This is a genomic window from Pseudoalteromonas sp. Ld20 (genome assembly GCF_045064175.1).
Classification (GTDB): Bacteria; Pseudomonadota; Gammaproteobacteria; order Enterobacterales; family Alteromonadaceae; genus Pseudoalteromonas; species Pseudoalteromonas neustonica.
Map to the genome: position 1 here is coordinate 188,064 of NZ_JBISHB010000035.1, position 20,382 is coordinate 208,445.

The following is a 20,382-nucleotide window of genomic DNA, read 5'->3' on the forward strand; positions in this document are numbered from 1 at the left end:
AATTATTTGTTGGATTAACACGATGAACTCATTAAATGTTAAAAATGACCTTGAAGAAATACTTTCAAATTATTCCTCTGAAGGTTCGGTTGAAATTCAGTATAAGCAGAAAATGCTTAATTTTTTAAGAGCTAACGAAAACCCAATATATCTAACTAATACAGCTGGCCATTTTACAGCATCTGCTTGGATTGTATCTCATGACGGGAAATCTGTTTTACTAACCGAGCATGCTAAATTAGGTAAGTGGTTTCAGTTAGGGGGCCATATAGAAGAAGAAGATAGTAGTTTTTTAAATGCTTGTTTGCGTGAAGCTATTGAGGAAAGCGGTATCGTTGGTTTGACACTGGATGGTTCTTTCATAATTGATTTAGATATACATGAAATTCCAGAATACAAAGGTATTAAAAGTCATCCACACTTTGATGTGACTTGCTATATCGTAGCTCCTGAAGATGCCAAAGTAAAAATCAGTCAAGAATCAAAAAATTTAAAGTGGGTTCCCTTAACGGAAGTCAAAGCTTTAACTGATGACGAAGCTATACACAGAATGGTAGATAAAACTTATTGCATTGAGTGCGCCTACTGATGTTCAAAGGTCACTTGAAAGCAATTATTGCTAACGTGATTTGGGGGTCTTTGCCGATATACTTTTATTTTATTGGCAAGTACCCCCCCTTAATTTTACTGTCTGTTCAGATGATTTCTACCTTTCTAGTCGTCTTATTATTCTTATTAATAAGCAAAAGAAATGTATTTTCGTTTTTAGAGCTAAAACTCAGTATTGTACCGGCGTGTTTATTGACAATTAATTGGGGAGGGTATGCGGTTGCAGTTAAAGCTGGCTATGTTATCGAAGCAAGTTTTGCATACTTAATATTACCAGTACTTCTCCTTACTGTTGGGCATATGTTGAGTAGCGTTGCTCATAGAAGTTCAATTATTTGTATATTATTATGCTTGGCGATTGTTGCATTCGAGTGCTATCTCAAAGGCGTTTTCCCGATTATAGGGTTTGCTATAGCAGCACCATTTGCGGCCTACATACTTTGGCACTCTAAGTATAACTTAGAGCCTGTAAAAGCATTATTCTATGAAACTAGCTTAATGCTTCCTATCGGAATAATTATACTTCCATTTGTTAATTTTGCGCTTATTTCAGATTGGGAGTTAATTGAAATTTTATACTTGTCAATTCTAGGGATACTTACTGTGCTTCCTCTATTATTGTTTGTAAGTTCAACTAAGGTGGTTAGCTTTGACATACTTTCAATATACCAATTACTCTCACCTGTTCTTGGAATATCAATAGGTATAGTTTTATATAATCAAAGCATCGAAGGACATACATTTATATCGTACTCAGCATTAATATTTGTATTAATTTCATATAATTTATATTTATTCAGCACAAAGGCTAAAAATCATGTATGAAGACCTAATGTTTAAAGTTCTTAAAATAGCAAAAGATGCATCTAATATGATTGAAGCATCTAAAAAAAATGCTAAATTCTCTCTTAAAAATGATAGCTCATACGTAAGTGAAGTTGATATTAGTGTTGAAAAGTTTATAAGCCTAAATTTAAAATCAATTGATCCCAACACGCCAGTTTATGGTGAAGAACTTGGCTCTGAAGGGGTTGAATCAGAGGATACTTATTGGCTGATCGATCCAATTGATGGTACTGCTTGGTATAAAATGGGTATACCCGTTTATGGTTCGCTTATAAGCCTTATTAAAAATGGAGAACCAGTTATAGGTTGTATTAGCCTACCAGGTATTAACAAGGTCTGTTATGCATTCGAAGGAGGTGGGTGCTTTGTTGAAGAATATGATAAAAGTGAAAAAGTACCTACAGAGTCCTCTGTAGTCAATCATATTAAAGATGCAACTATTTCAGCGTCTGGGATACATGGGACCTCAACTTGGTTAGAAAATGGCTCTACCCCATGGGAATTGCAAAGAATATTTAAGGATGCAAAGTTATTCAAATTTACAGGTGATTGCATACAGCATGTACAAGTAATTCTAGGTCAAGTTGATGCGGCGATAGATACTATAATGAAGCCTTGGGATAGTGCAGCACTAATCATTTGTCTAAGAGAGTCTGGTTCAGTGGTAATGAATTTACACGGTTGTACTAATAACCTAATATTCAGCGAAACTTTATTATCTGCATCATCAGAAGAACTAGCTCTGGAGATTGTCGAAAAAATAAAGCCATTGGCGCGTTAAATAGCTTAGACATAATAAGTCCGCAGGTCATTCCATGTAATAAATAATTGGAGCCTGCAAAAGTATAAATAATCATTGGAGTACACAGATTACTGCACTACAAGTTGATATGGAGCAGATTCTTGTAAAGTTTAGTAACGAGGCTGTAAAATAACTCTAACAGCCAAATTCAATTAAAAAACGAGCTCCTACAATTAACTCTAAGCGTTTTTAAAGCACTAGGCAATGCATTTAGGACCCACAAAACTGGCTGTTTTTCTTAAAAAAGAGTAATTCTACAGCCACAACGAGGCTGTAGAATAACTCTAACAGCCAAATTCAATTAAAAAACGAGCTCCTGTGATTAACTCTAAGCGTTTTTAAAGCATTAGGTAATGCATTTGGAACCCATAAAACAGGCTGTTTTTCTTAAAAAAGAGTAATTCTACAGCCACAACGCCCGCCTAACACGCAATGTGTTGGCATGGCTTTTTGCGTTGTTTGCCAAAGCCATGACAACTTAACATTGTCGGAGCTAAGGCGCTTGTTAGGTGTTTTTATCACTTTTGTCTGGAATATCATTACATAAAGCACACTCTACACCTTTACGTGATTGATATAATCTTGAACATATAAACACTGTTGTTGTAATTAAAGACCAAGTACAAGCAAAAATTAATGCTTCTTGAACTGAATGCTGTTTAAGCAACTCAACTATAAAAAGTAAGGCTGCTACTGCAAGAAATACTTTTAATGCTCTAACGAACCAAAACTTAAATCCCATTTGAACTCCAAACCTGAGAAACACCTAACCGCCGCCATAAGCGGTGAGTAATAGCTTGCTAAAATGTGAAACGAAGTGGAACCGAGCAAACTGTTACGAATCCGACTTAATTGCCTTGTGTACGCCCGACATGGGCATTGACTTATGAGGTGAAAGTCCTCTGTAGGAAGATCACCGTTTAAATAACATACTGTTATTAAACGATAGACACTCGCAAATGGCAAGGGCTAAATCGTGAGAGATAGTCTGGAGGAAGCCGCTAGCATTCTTTATAAAAATAAGTGCGAGCTGATGAACAAAAACATCATATGAGGCGTAGGCTGGAGACGAGCTAGCACAAGATAGCGAAGTCATGTGATCTAACCGCCACCGTAAATGATGCAGTTGTGCAGAGAAAGTCAATGCACCTGCTCTTTATTGGTAAAAAGGGGGGGAGATCTGATAAACACGCATCCGCGCTAACGCTTGGAGATTACCAGTTAGGGACTGGTTGTTCAACCCTTGGCGCTCTGGTTGCTGCGACCTACAGCGAGCGAAATAGCAGTAAACAAGCGTTAGTTTAGACGCGCTTTATCGAGTAATCGCTAGAGTGATTTATCAGAAGTCAGCAGATGGCATACGACTGCATGGATGCAGAAGGTAGAGCAACGCAGGAGCAGTTGCCGAGTAGCCAAACGCCCATCGTAATGGAGGGGACACGGTGAAGGCCTGAACATCTTAACCAGAGGAGATACTACAAATGAACTTAAATTCACATAGATCACCGTGTTGTGATAGTGATGAACAGCGTTCGACTGTGAATAATACCTCGAATGAATGCTTCAGGGCATTGCCAATGGCGATTATATTTCATGATATGACTACGTTAGCTAAGACACGCTATTTGATCATGAATTGAAGCAAATGTCGATCTGGTTAGAATGTATACTGATCGGTGCTCTAGGGCGTGTTGACCTTTCGTGATTGATTTTGCAGCTGTATGTTTGGTTTTTAGGCAAGGCAGAGCCTATGTAGTGTGGTTATTCCCCATTAATAGGCGATAACGCAGCATAAATGCCAAACATGCGCTGCCCTCCGGGTTCTTTCTAGGGACAATTAACTCTTTGTTGCTCGGTTTTTACTTAGCCCACTAGGTTACAAACCTCGCGCCGCGATTAAATTTCCCCTAGATTGAACAAATTTCAATCCACAAAGGTCAACACGCCCTAGCGCCCAGAATCTAGCAGCTAGGCTCTTTTTCTTCCCAATTTAATGACTAGCTTGCAAGCAATTAAGCCACTCATCGGGTTCGGCTAAAATAAACTCTAAGTGGTGGTTCTCTTTGGTGGTTATTTTGATTCCCGCGGTGGTTATGGGGATTAAACCGCCAGCTTTACCTGAACATTTCTCAACGCGGGAAATATTATTAAGTTTGATGGCATAACTGCCTAAATTAAGTTGTTTATTTAGGGCTTCAAAATGCAGTAGGTTATCAGTGAGTGTTAAACGACCATCTGCTTTAGCAACACCCAGTTGTAATGTTGCATAACAGCGTTTGAGCTGTGTGAGTTTGGATTGTGCTGCTTTCATTATTCATTCCATCGATTTTTTATTTTATTCAGTGTAAGTTGCACAATTAGATGTGTCAATTATGTAAATTAATTGTTTTTATTTGTATTTTAAAATAAGCACTTACAAAAAGTTTTTTGCTCTGTGGTGTTGTTTTTTCTGCTTATTTACTTTTAAAAAAGCATAAACGACTAACGCCATTTGCATGGCTAATGCACAAAGAGTAAGTAATAGCTCTATGCGGTTAGCAGCCCTCGTTGGTAAATATAATTCGATAAACCATGCGAGGATAAGCATAAAAATAAGTGATGCATGTAAATAACGCTGTAACATTATTTTAAATTGCAGATGCTTCCAGCGGCTAAATACTAAAAGTAATGTACTCGCTAATGGGGTTAATAATATACAGCTAAACGCTGCCATTAATAATGGTTGCAAGGTGTGTGTTGTTATCATTATGTGTCGTGTCTTTATTTTGTGGTTATAGTCGCTTTGCAGTACAGCCATACAAAGCTATGTTTATATATTTTTTTAGCTAAAACGTTTTTAAACGTTAAGCTAAATAGTCATTAAGCGTGCGCCATTATAAGCTCTTTGGCGTTAGCTTTGGCGGTTTTACTAATGTTATCGCCACCAAGTAGGCGCGCTATCTCATCAATTCGGCCATGTTTATTCAGTGGAAGCATGGACGTATAGGTTTCTCCATTTGCAATTTCTTTCGCTACAAAAAACTGTTGATGCCCAGAGCTGGCCACTTGCGGTAAGTGAGTGACACAAATTACCTGAGTAGATTTGCCTAGTTGTCGTAAAAGCTTACCAACTGCTGATGCTGTGGGGCCTGAAATACCTACGTCAACTTCATCGAAAATAAGTGTTGGCGTTACTACTTTTTGTGCAATGATCACTTGAATAGCTAAGCTAATACGTGATAATTCACCACCAGAGGCAACTTTTGATAATGGTTGTAATGGTTGCCCTGGGTTGGTTGACACTAAAAACGAGACATTATCAAACCCTAGATTGTTAGGGGCTTTGTCTGGTTGCGGTGATAACGCAATTTCAAATACGCCATTTTCCATTGATAAATGCGCCATACTTGCACTGATCAATTCATTTAATGTTTGTGCAGAAATAAATCGGCTGTCACTTAAATTTTGTGCTGCAAGTTGGTATGCGTCAAATGCGTTGGCTATTTCGCTTTCTAGCTGAGCTAATCGGGTAGAGTTGTTGCTTATTGACTCAAGCTCTTGCGTTATATTTTGGTGAAACTCAACCAATTGCTCAGGTTTTATATGATGTTTACGCGCAAGGTCCATTATGCCTGCTAGGCGTGCTTCTACTTCATCAAGGCGGGCTGGATCAAGATCTGTTTGCTCGCCATAGTTGCGAATTTCACGGCTGGCTTCTTCAACTTGTACTGCTGCCTCTTCAAGTAATGCGGCAACACCTGATAAGCTTTCGTCAAAACTAGCAAGTTCAGCAAATTGCTGTGCACTGTGTTGCAGTAGTGAGCATGCATTTTGTTCTTCATTTTCATACAAGCTTTGCAATTCACGTTGGCACGCGTCGATGATGGTTTGGCTATGGCTGAGCTTATAATGTTCGGCTTCAATTTGTGTAAATTCATTTTCTTGTAAAGCAAATTCATCTAGCTCAGCCACTTGGTATTCAAGTAGTTGTTTTTGTGCAGCTTGCTGTAATTGTGCTTGTTCAAGAACCGTAAATTCTTTTTGTAAATTATGATAATTACGATAGTGCGTACGTACAGTACCCACTAATGTATGGTGTCCCGCGTAGGCGTCAAGTAGCTGTAACTGATGTTCGCTTTTTAGCAGATGCTGATGAGCATGTTGCCCGTGAATAGAAATTAAATGCTGACCGAGCTCTTTAAGTTGTGCTGCGGTGACAGGGCTGCCATTAATGTAACTTTTGCTTCGCCCGTTTTTGCACACTACACGTCGTAGTAGGCATTCTTGCTCATCATTAGAGAGTAAGTTTTGCTCTAAAAATTGCTTAGCGAAGGGCAGTGAGGTCAAATCAAACGCGGCACAAACTTCAGCGCGTTCAGTGCCAGGACGAACGGCTGAGGCTTCAGCACGTTCACCTAAACACAGTGATAACGCATCAATAGCGATAGACTTGCCGGCACCTGTTTCACCAGTTATAGCGGTCATGCCACTGTGCCATTCAGTGCTTAAATTACTTACAATCGCAAAATTTTTAATTTCTAACCCAATTAACATACTGTTTATCCATCCAGTCAATTAACTGTTAATTTATACAGTGTTTTGGGTTTTTGCAAATAAATTTTTATTATTAAGCTAAGTTTATTTCTTGTGTGTCTATTTTAGGAGGTGAAATAGGAGGTGTAATTTCAGTTTGTTCTGTTGCGTTTGAATAGTCTTCGTTATCATTATTTTGCAGCTCAGGAGATTGTAATATTTTGATCAGGGAGGGAAGTATTTCACGATAAAACCCATGGTTATAAGCAATACCAGTTTGGGGTAAGTCTGCAACAAAGTAATCTAACTTTTCGGCTAATGCGTCACGCTCACCAGTCACATAGGTTTTTGCAAGTTCACTGCTTATGGTGCTTATTAATGACTCTATAATTCCTTCTAGGTACAATAAATTTTCATCAGTGTGTGGCTGTACAACAAAAAAATTACTGGCGATAACTTGAGTGCGTGCGATATATTTTGGGCGTAGTATTTTTGCGTCACTAAACTCATTGAGCTTTGCTTTCAAATTGTTTGTCACTTCTGTGACGCGTGCATTAAATAACTTTTTTTTCGCTTCGACCGCTTTTCGACGGTTATTCTCAATCACCAAATAACTGCCAAGCAGGGTGATAAGTAATAATATGGCAAAAAATACAACGTAAGTCATTGTGTCGAATTCCCTAATATGGGTATTAAATTAATTTTAGCTATTTTGCAATAAAGTATGGGAAACCGCAATAGTGTTAATACAAACGACTACCCCAATTTAATTTGGTGCGCAGTACGTGGTAATAAGAGTAATCTTTAGGGTGAATAAGACGTAGTTTTTTGTCTGCTTTTTTAATAACCACTTCGTCACCGGGTAAAACAGCTAATACAACATGGCTATCACAACTAACTTGTAAGCTATCCGTATTTTCTAAACTGAGTTTTAAACGCACTTCATTATCAGCGTCAACAGCTAAAGGGCGACTTGATAGTGTATGCGGAAACATTGGCACCAGTGACATTGCATTGAGCTCAGGGGTTAATATTGGGCCACCACCAGAAAGAGAGTAGGCGGTCGATCCTGTTGGCGTAGATACAATAAGGCCATCTGAGCGCTGCGAAAACACAAAGTCGTTATTAATGAAGGCTTCAAACTCAATCATATGGGCGACTTTATCGGCATGCAGTACCGCTTCATTGACTGCTGAATTAGCGCTTTTGAGTTCACCATGGCGGTATACTTCAACTTCTAATAAAAAGCGTTTTTCTTCAATATATTGGCCGCTTAATACTTGCTCTAAACTTGGTTCAAACTCTTGCGGATTCAAATCGGTCAAAAAGCCCAAATTACCCCGGTTAACGCCAATTACAGCCACATCAAAGCGTGCTAACACTCTCGCGGCACCAAGCATATTTCCATCACCGCCAACAACAATCGCTAAATCTGCTTGCTCGCCAAGTTCGATCAATTTAACGAGTTTTTCTTTTGGAACGCCAGCTAGTTGATGCCCTGTACGTTGCTCCACAATAACATTAAAGCCAAGTGCGTTTAAAAATGTATAAAGTCGCTGTAATGTTGCAGCTGCGCCATCGTGATTTGCTTTTCCAATTAAGCCTATGGTTTTAAACGGTGATTCCATGATGTTTACGCAAATAGTTATAATATTACTAGAGTAACTCAAAAATGATCGCTTTGAAAACATCGGTGCCTTGAAATAACTTCTCTTTGCCCCGATATACCTTGTATGCAGCAAGATGTAGAAATTATGAATTTAAATCCCCGAGATCAACAAATATTTTCAGCGGTAATGAGCCTTTACTGTAATGGTGAAGGGCAGCCTGTGGCGTCTAGCCGTATTGCTAAACAAAAAGGCATGGCTGTGTGTTCTGCGACAGTGAGAAATGCCATGTCGCGTCTTGAAAAGATAGGCCTGTTGTACTCACCGCACACTTCCGCTGGGCGCGTGCCTACCAATGCCGGGTTCGATTATTGGTTGAATGAGTTTTTCCCATTGACTGAAATTGCTCAGTATTGGCAACCAGCACAGGCGCAACTAGTCGAAATGGCGCATGGTATTAGTCAGCGCTATCAAGTGTGTTGTTGCGTTGGATTACCACAGGTTAGTTCGCAACAAGTGTTTAGGGTTGAAGTGCTAGACTTTGATGGTAATGACTGGCTTATTTTGTTGCTTGATCGGGCAGGGCAAAGCCATAATATTTGTATTCATAAGCCAGATGACGCGTCAGATACAATACGCTACCAATTTGCTACGTGGTTAAATACAGTTTTTAGTCAACAAACGTTGATGGAAGGATTGTATCGAATGCAAGCAATGGCGAATACCGCACCACGAAACTGTCATGATTCATTAAATCAATGGACACGTGAATTAAGCCAAAAGTTAGGCTCAGACAACAGTATTGTTGTGGGCGAAAATTATTTATATCGTCAAATTGATTGCGAACAAAGTTTAAATATCGGTGTCTCATTTTTGAACTTTGTAGAAGATAAATTAGCGTTCAAAAATGGCGTGTCGGTTTTAAATACAGCGCAATTGCCTTTTACTGATTGCGATGAGTTAATGGTGATAAGTGTGCCGTATTTTCAAAATCATGAATACCAAAGTCGTTTTTGTGTAATTTGCCCTAAATCGGCGCAAATTGAAGCAATCATCCAAGAATTTAAATTAATCGAGTCACCTGACTCTTGAATCTTTTGATTCAATCCCCATAATTACCGCAATTGAAAAGAATTGGAGCATTTAAACTATGTCTGAGCAGACAAAATCACCAGAGCAAGAAGTTGAACTAAACGAAGAGCTAGAGCAGATGAAAGCAGAAGTTGAAGCCGCTGTAGAAGCTGCCGATGCACATGAGGGCGAAGAAGTAAGCCCTGAAGCTGAAATTGCTATGCTGTATGCAGAGCTTGAAGATGCTAAGCAAACAATCGCTGATCAAAAAGATGGTGTAGTTCGCGCTGCTGCAGATGTTGACAATATTCGTCGTCGTGCTGCACAAGATGTAGAAAAAGCACATAAGTTTGCACTTGAAAAGTTCGCTAACGAATTATTACCTGTTATTGATAACTTAGAGCGTGCTATTGAGTTTTCCGATAAAGAGAACGAAACCTTAAAGCCATTGCTTGAAGGTATTGATATGACAGTTAAGAGCTTTAATGATGCGGTTGCAAAGTTTGGTGTTGAAATTGTTAACCCACAGGGTGAGCAGTTCAACCCTGAGTTTCATCAAGCCATGTCTATTCAACCGAGTAATGATGTAACACCTAATACTGTTTTAGCTGTTATGCAAAAAGGTTATACATTAAATGGTCGTTTATTACGCCCTGCAATGGTAATGGTATCTAAAGCTGCTGACTAAGCAATGCTTAAAGTAACAAAATAAAAATGCCCGTTATAAACGGGCATTTTTTTTGTTTCGAGCTCGATGCCAAAGCTGGGCAATTAAAGTAAGTACCAGTGCGCTAAACATTAAACTTGAGAAGGGGACCGCACTTTGCGCATGCATAAGCGCGAGTATGGGGCCCACTAATGCGCCACTGCCAAATCTAAGCGTACCGATGACAGCCGTTGCTGTACCAGATTTTTCTTCAAATTCCATTAATATTAGCGCATCTGCGTTACTTGCTGTAACACCTAAGCTCATCATCAAAGGTGCAATTGCGGCTACAATAAAATACAACGATAAATGTAAAATACTAAAGGTGAGTAATGCGCCGCCTGAGATAAAGCCTACCGTTAATCCGTAGTAGAGCATTTTTCGTGAGCCTATACGCGGCACTAGTCGGGTGTTTAAAAAATTACCCACCATTAATGCCATCACATTAAAAGCGAAGAGTAGCCCAAAAAGTTGTTCTGATACTTTGAAGTAGTCGAGGTACACAAAAGGCACCGCTGTTAGAAAGCAAAAGAAACCGAAAGACACAAACATTGAGCTTGCTATATCAGCGCGGGTATCTTTATTTTTAAAAACTGTTTTATAGCTATCAAAAAATAACGCAAAACCTTTTAAGGGACTTTTGAAAATAGGGATATCAATTAAATAAATTTGCACTAAAGCTAATATGGTAAAGCTGTAGCTGGCTAGAACTAAAAAGATGGTTTGCCAGTGAGAAAGCCCTAAAATTAATGATCCAACAGTGGGGGCGACTAATGGCGCAACCATCATAATCATTGATACGTAAGACATTCCTTTTGCGGTATCTTTTTGGTAAATATGGCGAATGATCCCGGGCACAACCACGGTAGCAGCAGCGCCGGTAAAAGCTTGTACGATTCTTAAAAACCAAAATAGATGAATGTCACTGCAAAATGCCAGCGCTAACGAACTGGCACCAAATAAAGCCAACCCGACTTTTGCAAGTACTCTGCGTCCAATTTGATCCGCTATAGGGCCAAAAAATAGCATCCCAAGCGCATAACCGGCTAAATATAGGCTCAAAGATATTTGTACATTTGGCATTGTGGTATTTAGATCGTTAGCAATGACTAACATTGCTGGTAAATACATATCAATAGCCAGTGGAGTGATGGCAACAATACTTGCTAATAAGGGAAGTAGAATACGTTTATTTAAATAGGCAGCTGAGGCTTGCATCACGAATCCATCCATCTGAAAAAGAAGCGCATTGTAGCAGTGCCGAACACCCTTGTGTACTTAGTTTGGCTGATATTGATTGCCTTTAACATCGGTGTAACATATGTTCCTTTTTATAGAACTTATGATGATGTTAAATTGATAATTGGTTTGTTATTCTATAGGGAATCAAATTGTGATTTTTGGAAATACAATGAAAAAATTAGTTATAGCAATCCTTGCAACAGCGGTACTTGCCGGTTGTAAAACATCGCCGACAGGGCGCACGCAAATTGCACTTTACTCAGATCAGCAAATGAGCCAGATGGGTCAGCAAAGTTTTGTTGATATGAAAAAGAATCAAAAAATAAATAATGACCCAAGAGTTAACGCGTATGTGAAGTGTATTGCTGATGATGTCATTGCTGTTTTACCACAGCAATATGCAACTCAGGCTTGGGAAGTTGTTGTATTTGAAGATGATTCAGCGAATGCATTTGCATTACCAGGTGGTTACATTGGCGTGCATACGGGGTTATTAAAAGTTGCGAAGAACCAACATCAATTAGCAACAGTAATAGGCCATGAAGTAGGCCATGTAATTGCAGAGCATTCTAATGAACGTGTTTCACAAAGTGCATTGCTCCAAACCGGTATGCAAGTTGGCGGCGCTGCACTTGATATGGGTAATGTACAATATCGTGGCGAAATTATGCAGGCATTAGGCTTAGGTGCGCAGTATGGCGTAATTTTACCATTTAGTCGCTCACACGAATCAGAAGCTGATGTAATCGGTTTAGATTTAATGGCGAAAGCGGGCTTTAACCCTCAGGAGTCCGTGACACTTTGGCAAAATATGAGCCAAGCAGGCAGTGGCAATACACCTGAGTTTATGTCAACTCATCCATCACCGAGTAATCGTATTAAAGAGCTGCAAAATAAAATGCCTGGTGCATTGAACGAGCAAAAAGTAGCGGGTAAAAACCCGCAGTGTAACCTGTAATATAACAAGCCTGTGAATCAATATTTACAGGCTTTTTTAAAATCAAAAGACACCGAAATGCTTATAACGGGGACGTTTTGATTACGGCTTATCATCAATGGAATAATAAAAATAGCGAGTTAACAATGAAAAAGAACATGGCATTTATTACAGTCGCGAGTGTACTCTTGTGTGCATGTAATAGCAGCCCAAAACAACAGACTAACCCGTCTAACCCCGTAGAACAAAACAATAAGGCTATTTCGCTTACGCTAGACACTGTTGATTTTGCTTCTGATACAGCAGGTGCGAAAGTAAAAGTGGAGTGTTTGATGTTAGAGCGTTTAACGACTGCTATTTTAAAATCATCACAAAGGTATCCTTTAGTCGTTAAAGAAAGAATAGCTGGAGTCGCTCAAACAGAATTTGTGCTAAAAGCAACGTACACAAACGTAAATGCGCACAGATGGGTATTTCCATCTTTAAGGCCTAGTTCGTCGGCAACGGTTAAAGCTGAAATACTCAAAAATGATCAGGTTGTCGCCACTATTAGTAAAGAAATTGGCTCAGGTGCAGCGTTTGGAGCATGTGATCGACTTGAAAAAATAGCCTTAGCAGGTGGCCGCTACATTTCAAAATGGGCTGCAAAACAGAATTACAATTAAATCGCTTAATATTATTAAAAACGTGATTATCTTGTCAAAGGAGGTAATTCAGTAAATGAGTTATTTCCTTATCGTTATTACAGCTCACTAATTTAATGTAATTTACCCTCTTAAATATTTAATTTGCCTTTAAATACTTTAGTTTGCACTAAATACAGGTACTTCTAGTGAGTTTTTCTGTGATTAGATATGTGCATAGCTGTATGTATAAATTTACAATTTGAAACTCACTATTAACCTTTTGCTTACAGTGGGGTGTTTGCAAATTATAATGTAAAGCCTTTATAAAGCAGTCTATAAAAAAGGGGGGTTGCAAATTTAGTATGGATCATTATAACTTTTTCTATTTCATTTAACGCAGTAATTGTTGGGGGGCTTTAATTTAATCATAAACTTGTTTTGTTTGTAATACGCTCTAAGTTTAGCGTGTACCTTTTAGGTGCTTTTCGTTTTAACTTAATAAATATTATTACAACAATTAAAAAGCAGGAATGAAGATGAAGTTACGTCAATGTATCCCTTTGTTAGCCGCCGCACTTTGTAGCCAGTATAGTCAGGCAGAGGTGAATGAACTACAAATACTACAATACACCAGTGAAGCAAGAAAAAGCACAATAGGTGAGAGCGCTGATATTGATTTAAGTTTTTCCAATCAATATAAAACTATGGCAGACGGGGTTGTGGTTATAAGCCATGAAGTAAGCCACCCTGGGGCCGATTTTATAAAAGTGCACTTTAAAGATTTACACTTACAAGGCAATGCTAAACTGGTCGTGAGAAATGCAGATAATTCTGAACGATACGAATACACCGCAAGTAATATGCGATTTGCTACTTTTGATTCACGTGAAGGTGATGATGGTATCCATTCTTTTTCGTCTATGTCGGTCTCAAATGACAGCGCTATCATAGAGTATTATCCAGATCCCCTTGATGCTACTTCATTGACAGAGTTTGGCCATATAGATAACTATTTTTATGGTACAGAAAGCCACACAGCTCAGTACGATTTGAGTGACGTAGCGCCATCATCAACCTGTGGCGTAAATGAACGTCAAGATGTTCAGTGTTGGGCTAATACTCACCCAACAGAATTCGAGCGAAGCCGACCTATTGCACGCCTTGTTATAGGTGGGCGTAGTTTATGCACGGGCTGGCGAGTAGGTAGTGACAATAAAATGTTTACTAATAACCACTGCGTCGAAACCGCCGCTGAACTTGCATCAACTGAAGTGTGGTTTAATTATCAACATAAAAGTTGCAATGGGACGATTCGGGAGTCGGTTGTTAAAGTGTCAGGAAAAGACTTTTTAAAAACGGACGTCATGCTTGATTACACCTTATTTAGTGTTAACAACTTTTCTTCAATAACCCAGTTTGGGCATTTGGGCCTTGATGTTCGCAGCGGTATTAATGGCGAACGAATATATATACCTCAACATGGTGCCGGAAACCCTAAAGAGCTCGCTATAGAATCTGATCGCGATACTAACGGATTATGCCAAATAAATAATGCCTCAGTGAATGGCCGAGGCACTAACACAGATATGGGCTATTACTGTGACACAATAGGAGGGTCTTCGGGCTCACCTGTTATCGCAGCATCGAGTAATAAGGTAATTGCGTTGCACCACTTGGGCGGTTGTTACAATAAAGGTGCAAAAATTAGTAGAATTTGGCCACAAGTATCTACTTTTTTCAATGGCGTGGTACCCGTTGGAGATAACGCAGGAACAACGCCGCCAGCTGTTGCACGTTTTAGTTATCAATGTGATTTTGAGCAATGCAGTTTTGATGCAACAAACTCAAGTTCATCAGGAACGGTAAACCGTTTTGATTGGCAATTTGGCGATGGCCAAACAAGTAATGGTGTAACTGCCGTACATACATATAATGCAGCGGGTAATTACGATGTTACATTATCAATTCGCGATAGCAATAATCAAACAAACACGATTACAAAACAAATCATTGTCAGCAGCGACTCTCAGCCTCCAGTAAATAAATTAACCAAAGGGCAGACGATTAGTAATCTAGCCGGTAATAAAGGCTCAGAAATACGTTATTTTATCGATATTCCATCTCAAGCAACGAACATAAAAGTTACCACGTCAGGTGGTTCAGGTGATGTTGATTTATATGTTAAAAAAGGCAGTAAACCAACGTCAGCTAGCTACGATTGCCGTCCGTATCGAAATGGCAATAATGAAACATGTAGCTTAAATACTGGCCAAGGTCGATACCATATTATGCTTAAGGGGTATGCCAGCTTTAGTAATGTCAGCATCTTAGCAGATTATGATATGCCTACAACGACACCTACGCCTCCACCAGGATCAGGTAATGGCTCAAGTTCAATCATTACCTCACGTGCTTATGGGCACCCGGGTTTATGGAATAAATATACGTATACAGTTCCTGCAAACAAAAGTAGCGTAACGATAGAAACGTCAGGACAAATAGGTGATGTTAATTTATACGTAAAAGTAGCGGGCGAGGTTAGTCTGACTAGTTATGATTGTAAGTCAGTAACGAGTGGTTCAGCACAGACATGCACAGTGCCTGTTACATCAGGACAGGTGCTTGCTATTGGGTTGTATGGTCAATCAGCATACGACTGGGTGAAAGTGTCAGCAAATACGCAATAACCATTGATGGGTTATATCAATCTGGGTAGATATGGGGTCTATTTAATTCGTTAAATTGTTCAAATATTTATGCTGATTGGTATTAATTAAGTTAGATATAAGCAACGTATTTTAATACGTTGCTTATATTATAATATTTGACGTTAAAAGGTCCATTCTACATGAAGTTGTGGCACAGACTCATTGGTATCAGTGCCTAGCTTGTTATGCCAGTATTGCCATTCTAAACCTATTAAGAGTGTGTCTTTTTTCATATCTATGGCATTGCCCAAATCCCAAGTAATAATTGGCTGCGCTAAAATCCACGCTTTAACATCATTGCCTAATTCATTTTCGCGTTCAGCAATGTATTCAATGTGGCCTGTAATATTAAAGTGTTGAGAACCAATCGTAAATGGATACCCCCACGCAATATCAAGCATCCAACTATTAGTTTCACTTGGTGCACCACCACGTGCAATACCTTCATTATCATCAATGTAGGCGGTCACTAAGGTCGATAAAAAGCTAAACCCGGGTGCTTGCCAATTAACTTTTACCCCGGGTAAGTATTTTAATACTTTAGCCTCTCCTGAGGCATTAAACCCAGCGGTTAAACCGACATCAGAAATGGCACCAAATGAAAAGTCATTACCAGATATTTTAGACAGGCTGAAAGTTGAATACCATTCGCCGTAAAAGTCACGATCTTGGTAATCATCTTCTAAATCATCATTTAAATAATCAATGAAGAAAAAGTTATCGCCGTAATCGTAACCAGATGCATGTTGTAGAGAAACATTGGTAGTGCCTGCTTCTAATGAAGTGAATGGGTTTGTAATATCACCACGATTTATATGTAACTGGGTTTTGCTCCAACTAGCTGCAAAGCTTGAAGTGCTTAGTATGCAAAGCGTAATTAAAGGTAAAGATGTTTTTAAGTTCATAACGTTATGCTTAATGGAAAATTCAAAGCAAAGTATAGCAGCTGCGCCTAGAATTGGGCGCAGCACGGGATTTATTATCTTTTATGCTTTATTTCGACGTAAGCAAATTACAGTGATGGCGGTAAACGCCAATATAAAACAGTAGTACGAGGAGGTTGATACTTCCCATGGGCTAATTTTAAATGTTGCACCTAACAGTAAAGCTTGTGCGCCATAAGGCAGCGAGCCTTGTGTTACACAGGCAAAAATATCCAACAAGCTTGCTGAGCGTTTACCACTAATTTTACCATCATCGGCTAGCTTCTTAGCGATAGGACCTGCAACAATAATCGACACAGTATTGTTGGCGATACACATATTGCTGGTCATTACTAATGCGGCAATACCAATTTGATCTGCTACCTTACGGTGCCATTTGGCAATTACCTTGGTGATAGCCTGAATTTTATGCGCTATATAATCAAGGCCGCCGTTAATACGGATAAACTCAGATAAGCCACCTATAAACATTGATAACAAGAATATCTCTTGCATATCGGTAAAGCCTTTATAAATATCTTTTACAAAGCTTGCGCCTTCATAACTGCCCGTAAAGCCCATGAGTGCGGCGAAAATAATACCACTAAATAACACCACAAAAACATTAAAGCCCATTACGGCTAACACTAAGATAAACGCATAAGGAAGCACTAACCAAATGTTGTAATCGCTCGTTTCAACAGCTTGCGCAGCTGGTGTTAAATAAAATAATAAGCCAATTGTTAGCGCTGCAGCAGGCAAGGCTATTTTTAAATTTTCGCGGAATTTATCTTTCATCTCACAACCTTGCGTACGTGTTGCGGCAATCGTCGTATCTGAAATAATAGATAAATTATCACCAAACATAGCACCAGATACAATCGTACCGGCCATCAATGCAGGGTCAATACCGGTTTTAATTGATACGGCATAGGCGATAGGGCCAATCGCGCCAATGGTGCCCATTGACGTTCCCATTGCTGTAGAGACAACCGCAGCAATTAAAAATAAACCAGGTAAAAGAAAGGCTGGTGGAATAAGCGATAAGCCCGCATTAACAACGGCATCAACACCCCCAGTGGCACCCGCTACGGCAGAAAACGCACCGGCAAGTAAATAAATCAAGCACATGGTAATGATGTTGTTATGGCCTGCGCCTTTTATAAAGGTTTCGACACTGTGGTTGATGGTATTTTTATTAAGGATAAACGCTAGCATAATCGCAGGTAAAATCGCGACGGGGGCAGGAAGTTGATAAAAGGCGTAATCAACCCCTTGTGATTGCAGGTATAAACCAGCACCTAAAAATAAGGCCACAAAGGTAAGTAGGGGGAGCAAAGATAATTTTGCTGTTGTTTTATTAAATGCTGGCTGCATCATATTCCTCGTTAGATAACTCATTACAACAGCCAAAGCTTCCCTCTTTTAGCTGAATTTAGTTGTTTGTCTCATCAAAAAAGATAAGTACCTCAACAGCGCCCGCAAGCCAAAGACCAAATCGGCGCAAAGAAGGAAGTTTAAATGTATAGATGGCTAAAGTCTATGGGTATCTGTTATTATTATTTTAAAGGGTTACCTGACTATTACACGAGTTTTAGATAAAATCTAGCGAACTCAAACATGCATAGGTTAATAACATGAATCGAATCGGCGTATTTGGCGCAAATGGAAGAATGGGGCTGGCATTAGTCGAAGCCGCACATAAAAATAATAATGCAGAGCTTGGCGCAGCCTATGTCCGTAGTAGTTCGCCCTTACTTAATTTAGCGGTTAATCAGTTAAATAGTGCAGCGCCAGTTGCTATGGACTTTAGTGATGAGCGTAATGTTGAAGACATTGATGTACTAATTGACTTCACATTGCCTGCCGGTATGCGTGAGCACTTAAAGACGGCCATCAAGCAAAAAATCCCAATGGTTATTGGTACTACCGGTTTAAATGATGATGACATGCAAACCTTACAAGCGGCAGCACAGCATATCCCGATCGTATTTGCGCGCAACTATAGCGTAGGTGTGAATTTACTGCTTAACTTAGTACAAACCGCGGCAACAAAGTTTGGTGATGACTTAGATATCGAAATTTTCGAAGCGCATCATCGCCATAAAATAGATGCGCCATCAGGCACTGCGCTGGCTATTGGCGAAGCCATTGCAGAGGCAAAAGGCTGGGTACATGATGATGTTGCGGTATTTGATCGTAGCCAAGTAGAAAAAGAAAAATCGCAAAATGAAATTGGTTATTCGGTGCTTAGAGGGGGGGATATAGTTGGTGAACATACCGCATATTTCGCAACTTCTGGCGAAAGGCTTGAATTAACTCATAAAGCCAGTTCGCGAATGACCTTTGCATTAGGCGCAGTAAGAGCTGCAGGCTGGTTGAAAAATAAGCCTGTAGGACTTTATGATATGCAAGATGTGCTTGACTTGAAGTAGTTTAGTTGCATTTTTGGGTGTTTGGTGGCTTTTTTAGCTAATAAGGCTTATTTCTGCTAATTATTGAAATAGGGTTAGACCTAAAAGCCAAATTACTATAAAATAGCGCTAATTTGCCAAAAATTCATAATTGCGTGTTTCCAATCGCTATAAACGGGTAGTAAAGCAAATGACTTTACGCCCGTTTTTTACTGTTAGGAGGTTAACTTGACTAAATCCGCTCTGTTAGTTCTAGAAGACGGCACAGTGTTTCGCGGTACTGCAATCGGCGCCGACGGCATGTCTGTCGGTGAAGTAGTATTCAATACGTCTATGACTGGTTATCAGGAAATTCTGACTGACCCTTCATACGCGGAACAAATCGTAACTTTGACGTACCCACATATCGGTAATACGGGTACTAACAGCGAAGACGAAGAAGCGAGTCACATTTGGGCTAAAGGCCTTGTGATCCGTGATTTGCCACTGCTAGCAAGTAATTTTCGTAACGAGCAATCGTTAGATGATTATTTAAAAGAACGTAATATCTTAGGTATTGCAGATATCGACACCCGTAAACTGACTCGTATTTTGCGCGATAAAGGCGCTCAAAACGGTTGTATTGTTGCCGGTGACGAAGTAGACGAAAACCAAGCGCTCGCAGCTGCGCAAGCCTTCCCAGGCTTAAAAGGTATGGATTTAGCGAAAGTAGTCTCAACCAAGGAAAACTTTGAGTGGCGTGAATCAAGCTGGACATTAGGCGAAGGGTTCAAAACTCTAAACGCAGCCGATGAAAAGTTTCATGTTGTTGCTTATGACTTCGGTGTAAAGCGTAATATTTTACGTATGCTTGTAGATCGTGGTTGTAAATTAACCGTTGTACCTGCACAAACCTCGGCAGCTGACGTGTTAGCACTAAACCCAGATGGTATCTTCTTATCGAATGGCCCGGGCGATCCAGAACCGTGTACATACGCCATCGATGCAATTAAAACCTTCTTAGAAACTGAAACACCTATTTTTGGTATCTGTTTAGGTCACCAATTGCTAGCTCTTGCCTCGGGTGCAAAAACAGTGAAAATGAAGTTTGGTCATCACGGTGGTAACCACCCAGTGAAAGACTTAGACCGTGGTGTTGTGATGATCACAGCGCAAAATCATGGTTTTGCTGCTGATGAAACAACGTTACCAGATAACCTTCGTGCTACGCATAAGTCGTTATTTGACGGTACGTTGCAAGGTATCCATCGCACCGATAAACCAGCGTTTAGCTTCCAAGGTCACCCAGAAGCAAGCCCAGGCCCACACGATGCAGCCCCATTATTTGACCACTTCATCGATTTGATGCAAGCGCGTAACAACTAATTAGACCGGAGTAA

The 20,382-nt window shown here is 39.7% G+C and carries 21 protein-coding genes; 12 read left to right on the forward strand and 9 right to left on the reverse strand.

All coding sequences use genetic code 11. The annotated features are described in order from the left end of the window. The first annotated feature begins 22 nt into the window (after window positions 1-22). The 3 genes from ACJJVX_RS12465 to ACJJVX_RS12475 are packed head-to-tail and all read left to right on the forward strand — an operon-like array spanning window position 23 to window position 2,236. Window positions 23-589: an NUDIX hydrolase gene (locus ACJJVX_RS12465; RefSeq protein WP_054205786.1), complete on the forward strand. Its 567-nt coding sequence runs from the start codon at window positions 23-25 to the stop codon at window positions 587-589. After that, window positions 589-1,434 (forward strand): hypothetical protein, encoded by an 846-nt coding sequence (locus ACJJVX_RS12470; RefSeq protein WP_054205787.1) that lies wholly within the window; start codon window positions 589-591, stop codon window positions 1,432-1,434. Before ACJJVX_RS12465 ends, ACJJVX_RS12470 begins: the two co-directional genes overlap by 1 nt. Continuing rightward, on the forward strand, window positions 1,427-2,236 hold the full coding sequence (locus ACJJVX_RS12475) for an inositol monophosphatase family protein (RefSeq protein WP_054205788.1): 810 nt from the start codon (window positions 1,427-1,429) through the stop codon (window positions 2,234-2,236). Before ACJJVX_RS12470 ends, ACJJVX_RS12475 begins: the two co-directional genes overlap by 8 nt. 526 nt (window positions 2,237-2,762) lie before the next feature. On the opposite strand, the gene ACJJVX_RS12480 is transcribed toward ACJJVX_RS12475, so the two are convergent. After that, window positions 2,763-2,999, reverse strand: coding sequence for a hypothetical protein (locus ACJJVX_RS12480; protein ID WP_054205789.1), 237 nt, complete (start codon window positions 2,997-2,999; stop codon window positions 2,763-2,765). Between the two features lie 401 nt (window positions 3,000-3,400). On the opposite strand from ACJJVX_RS12480, the gene ACJJVX_RS12485 reads away from it, so the two are divergent. Together ACJJVX_RS12485 and ACJJVX_RS12490 are read left to right on the forward strand one after the other, a co-directional pair. Next, window positions 3,401-3,562 (forward strand): hypothetical protein, encoded by a 162-nt coding sequence (locus ACJJVX_RS12485; RefSeq protein WP_157601503.1) that lies wholly within the window; start codon window positions 3,401-3,403, stop codon window positions 3,560-3,562. Window positions 3,563-3,738: 176 nt separating this feature from the next. Continuing rightward, complete coding sequence (locus tag ACJJVX_RS12490) at window positions 3,739-3,897, forward strand: hypothetical protein (protein WP_405631698.1); 159 nt, start codon at window positions 3,739-3,741, stop codon at window positions 3,895-3,897. Between the two features lie 350 nt (window positions 3,898-4,247). On the opposite strand, the gene ACJJVX_RS12495 is transcribed toward ACJJVX_RS12490, so the two are convergent. From ACJJVX_RS12495 to nadK, 5 genes are all read right to left on the reverse strand, one after another. After that, the gene (locus tag ACJJVX_RS12495) at window positions 4,248-4,568 is read right to left on the reverse strand and encodes a GRAM domain-containing protein (RefSeq protein ID WP_054455445.1); all 321 of its coding nucleotides are present in this window, start codon (window positions 4,566-4,568) and stop codon (window positions 4,248-4,250) included. Window positions 4,569-4,670: 102 nt separating this feature from the next. Continuing rightward, window positions 4,671-5,003 (reverse strand): hypothetical protein, encoded by a 333-nt coding sequence (locus tag ACJJVX_RS12500; protein ID WP_054206219.1) that lies wholly within the window; start codon window positions 5,001-5,003, stop codon window positions 4,671-4,673. A 113-nt stretch (window positions 5,004-5,116) separates the two neighbouring features. Further along, a complete protein-coding gene (gene recN / locus ACJJVX_RS12505; RefSeq protein WP_342883996.1) occupies window positions 5,117-6,790 on the reverse strand; it encodes a DNA repair protein RecN in 1,674 nt (557 codons plus the stop codon). Window positions 6,791-6,863: 73 nt separating this feature from the next. After that, complete coding sequence (locus tag ACJJVX_RS12510; protein ID WP_054455450.1) at window positions 6,864-7,436, reverse strand: hypothetical protein; 573 nt, start codon at window positions 7,434-7,436, stop codon at window positions 6,864-6,866. A 76-nt stretch (window positions 7,437-7,512) separates the two neighbouring features. Next, window positions 7,513-8,397, reverse strand: coding sequence for an NAD(+) kinase (gene nadK / locus ACJJVX_RS12515; RefSeq protein WP_405631715.1), 885 nt, complete (start codon window positions 8,395-8,397; stop codon window positions 7,513-7,515). A gap of 105 nt (window positions 8,398-8,502) precedes the next feature. Here nadK and ACJJVX_RS12520 point away from each other — a divergent pair, with 105 nt between their 5' ends. Both ACJJVX_RS12520 and grpE read left to right on the forward strand, forming a co-directional pair. Next, on the forward strand, window positions 8,503-9,468 hold the full coding sequence (locus ACJJVX_RS12520; protein ID WP_054206222.1) for an HrcA family transcriptional regulator: 966 nt from the start codon (window positions 8,503-8,505) through the stop codon (window positions 9,466-9,468). 58 nt (window positions 9,469-9,526) lie between these two features. Next, window positions 9,527-10,135, forward strand: a complete 609-nt coding sequence (grpE, locus tag ACJJVX_RS12525) for a nucleotide exchange factor GrpE (protein WP_054455452.1) — start codon at window positions 9,527-9,529, stop codon at window positions 10,133-10,135. Between the two features lie 33 nt (window positions 10,136-10,168). On the opposite strand, the gene ACJJVX_RS12530 is transcribed toward grpE, so the two are convergent. Then, window positions 10,169-11,371, reverse strand: a complete 1,203-nt coding sequence (locus tag ACJJVX_RS12530) for a Bcr/CflA family efflux MFS transporter (RefSeq protein WP_054206224.1) — start codon at window positions 11,369-11,371, stop codon at window positions 10,169-10,171. Window positions 11,372-11,564: 193 nt separating this feature from the next. Here ACJJVX_RS12530 and ACJJVX_RS12535 point away from each other — a divergent pair, with 193 nt between their 5' ends. The 3 genes from ACJJVX_RS12535 to ACJJVX_RS12545 all read left to right on the forward strand — a co-directional run bounded on the left by ACJJVX_RS12535 (window position 11,565) and on the right by ACJJVX_RS12545 (window position 15,645). Then, the gene (locus tag ACJJVX_RS12535; RefSeq protein WP_054206225.1) at window positions 11,565-12,353 is read left to right on the forward strand and encodes a M48 family metallopeptidase; all 789 of its coding nucleotides are present in this window, start codon (window positions 11,565-11,567) and stop codon (window positions 12,351-12,353) included. A 125-nt stretch (window positions 12,354-12,478) separates the two neighbouring features. After that, the gene (locus tag ACJJVX_RS12540; protein ID WP_152960638.1) at window positions 12,479-12,997 is read left to right on the forward strand and encodes a hypothetical protein; all 519 of its coding nucleotides are present in this window, start codon (window positions 12,479-12,481) and stop codon (window positions 12,995-12,997) included. Between the two features lie 497 nt (window positions 12,998-13,494). Next, window positions 13,495-15,645 (forward strand): pre-peptidase C-terminal domain-containing protein, encoded by a 2,151-nt coding sequence (locus tag ACJJVX_RS12545; protein ID WP_064435887.1) that lies wholly within the window; start codon window positions 13,495-13,497, stop codon window positions 15,643-15,645. A gap of 143 nt (window positions 15,646-15,788) precedes the next feature. On the opposite strand, the gene ACJJVX_RS12550 is transcribed toward ACJJVX_RS12545, so the two are convergent. Together ACJJVX_RS12550 and ACJJVX_RS12555 are read right to left on the reverse strand one after the other, a co-directional pair. Then, window positions 15,789-16,571 (reverse strand): nucleoside-binding protein, encoded by a 783-nt coding sequence (locus tag ACJJVX_RS12550; RefSeq protein ID WP_054206228.1) that lies wholly within the window; start codon window positions 16,569-16,571, stop codon window positions 15,789-15,791. 81 nt (window positions 16,572-16,652) lie between these two features. Beyond that, a complete protein-coding gene (locus tag ACJJVX_RS12555) occupies window positions 16,653-17,966 on the reverse strand; it encodes a Na+/H+ antiporter NhaC family protein (protein ID WP_054206229.1) in 1,314 nt (437 codons plus the stop codon). A gap of 260 nt (window positions 17,967-18,226) precedes the next feature. On the opposite strand from ACJJVX_RS12555, the gene dapB reads away from it, so the two are divergent. Continuing rightward, window positions 18,227-19,024 (forward strand): 4-hydroxy-tetrahydrodipicolinate reductase, encoded by a 798-nt coding sequence (gene dapB, locus ACJJVX_RS12560; RefSeq protein ID WP_054206230.1) that lies wholly within the window; start codon window positions 18,227-18,229, stop codon window positions 19,022-19,024. Window positions 19,025-19,231: 207 nt separating this feature from the next. Further along, window positions 19,232-20,368 (forward strand): glutamine-hydrolyzing carbamoyl-phosphate synthase small subunit, encoded by a 1,137-nt coding sequence (gene carA, locus ACJJVX_RS12565; RefSeq protein WP_054206231.1) that lies wholly within the window; start codon window positions 19,232-19,234, stop codon window positions 20,366-20,368. Window positions 20,369-20,382: the final 14 nt, after the last annotated feature.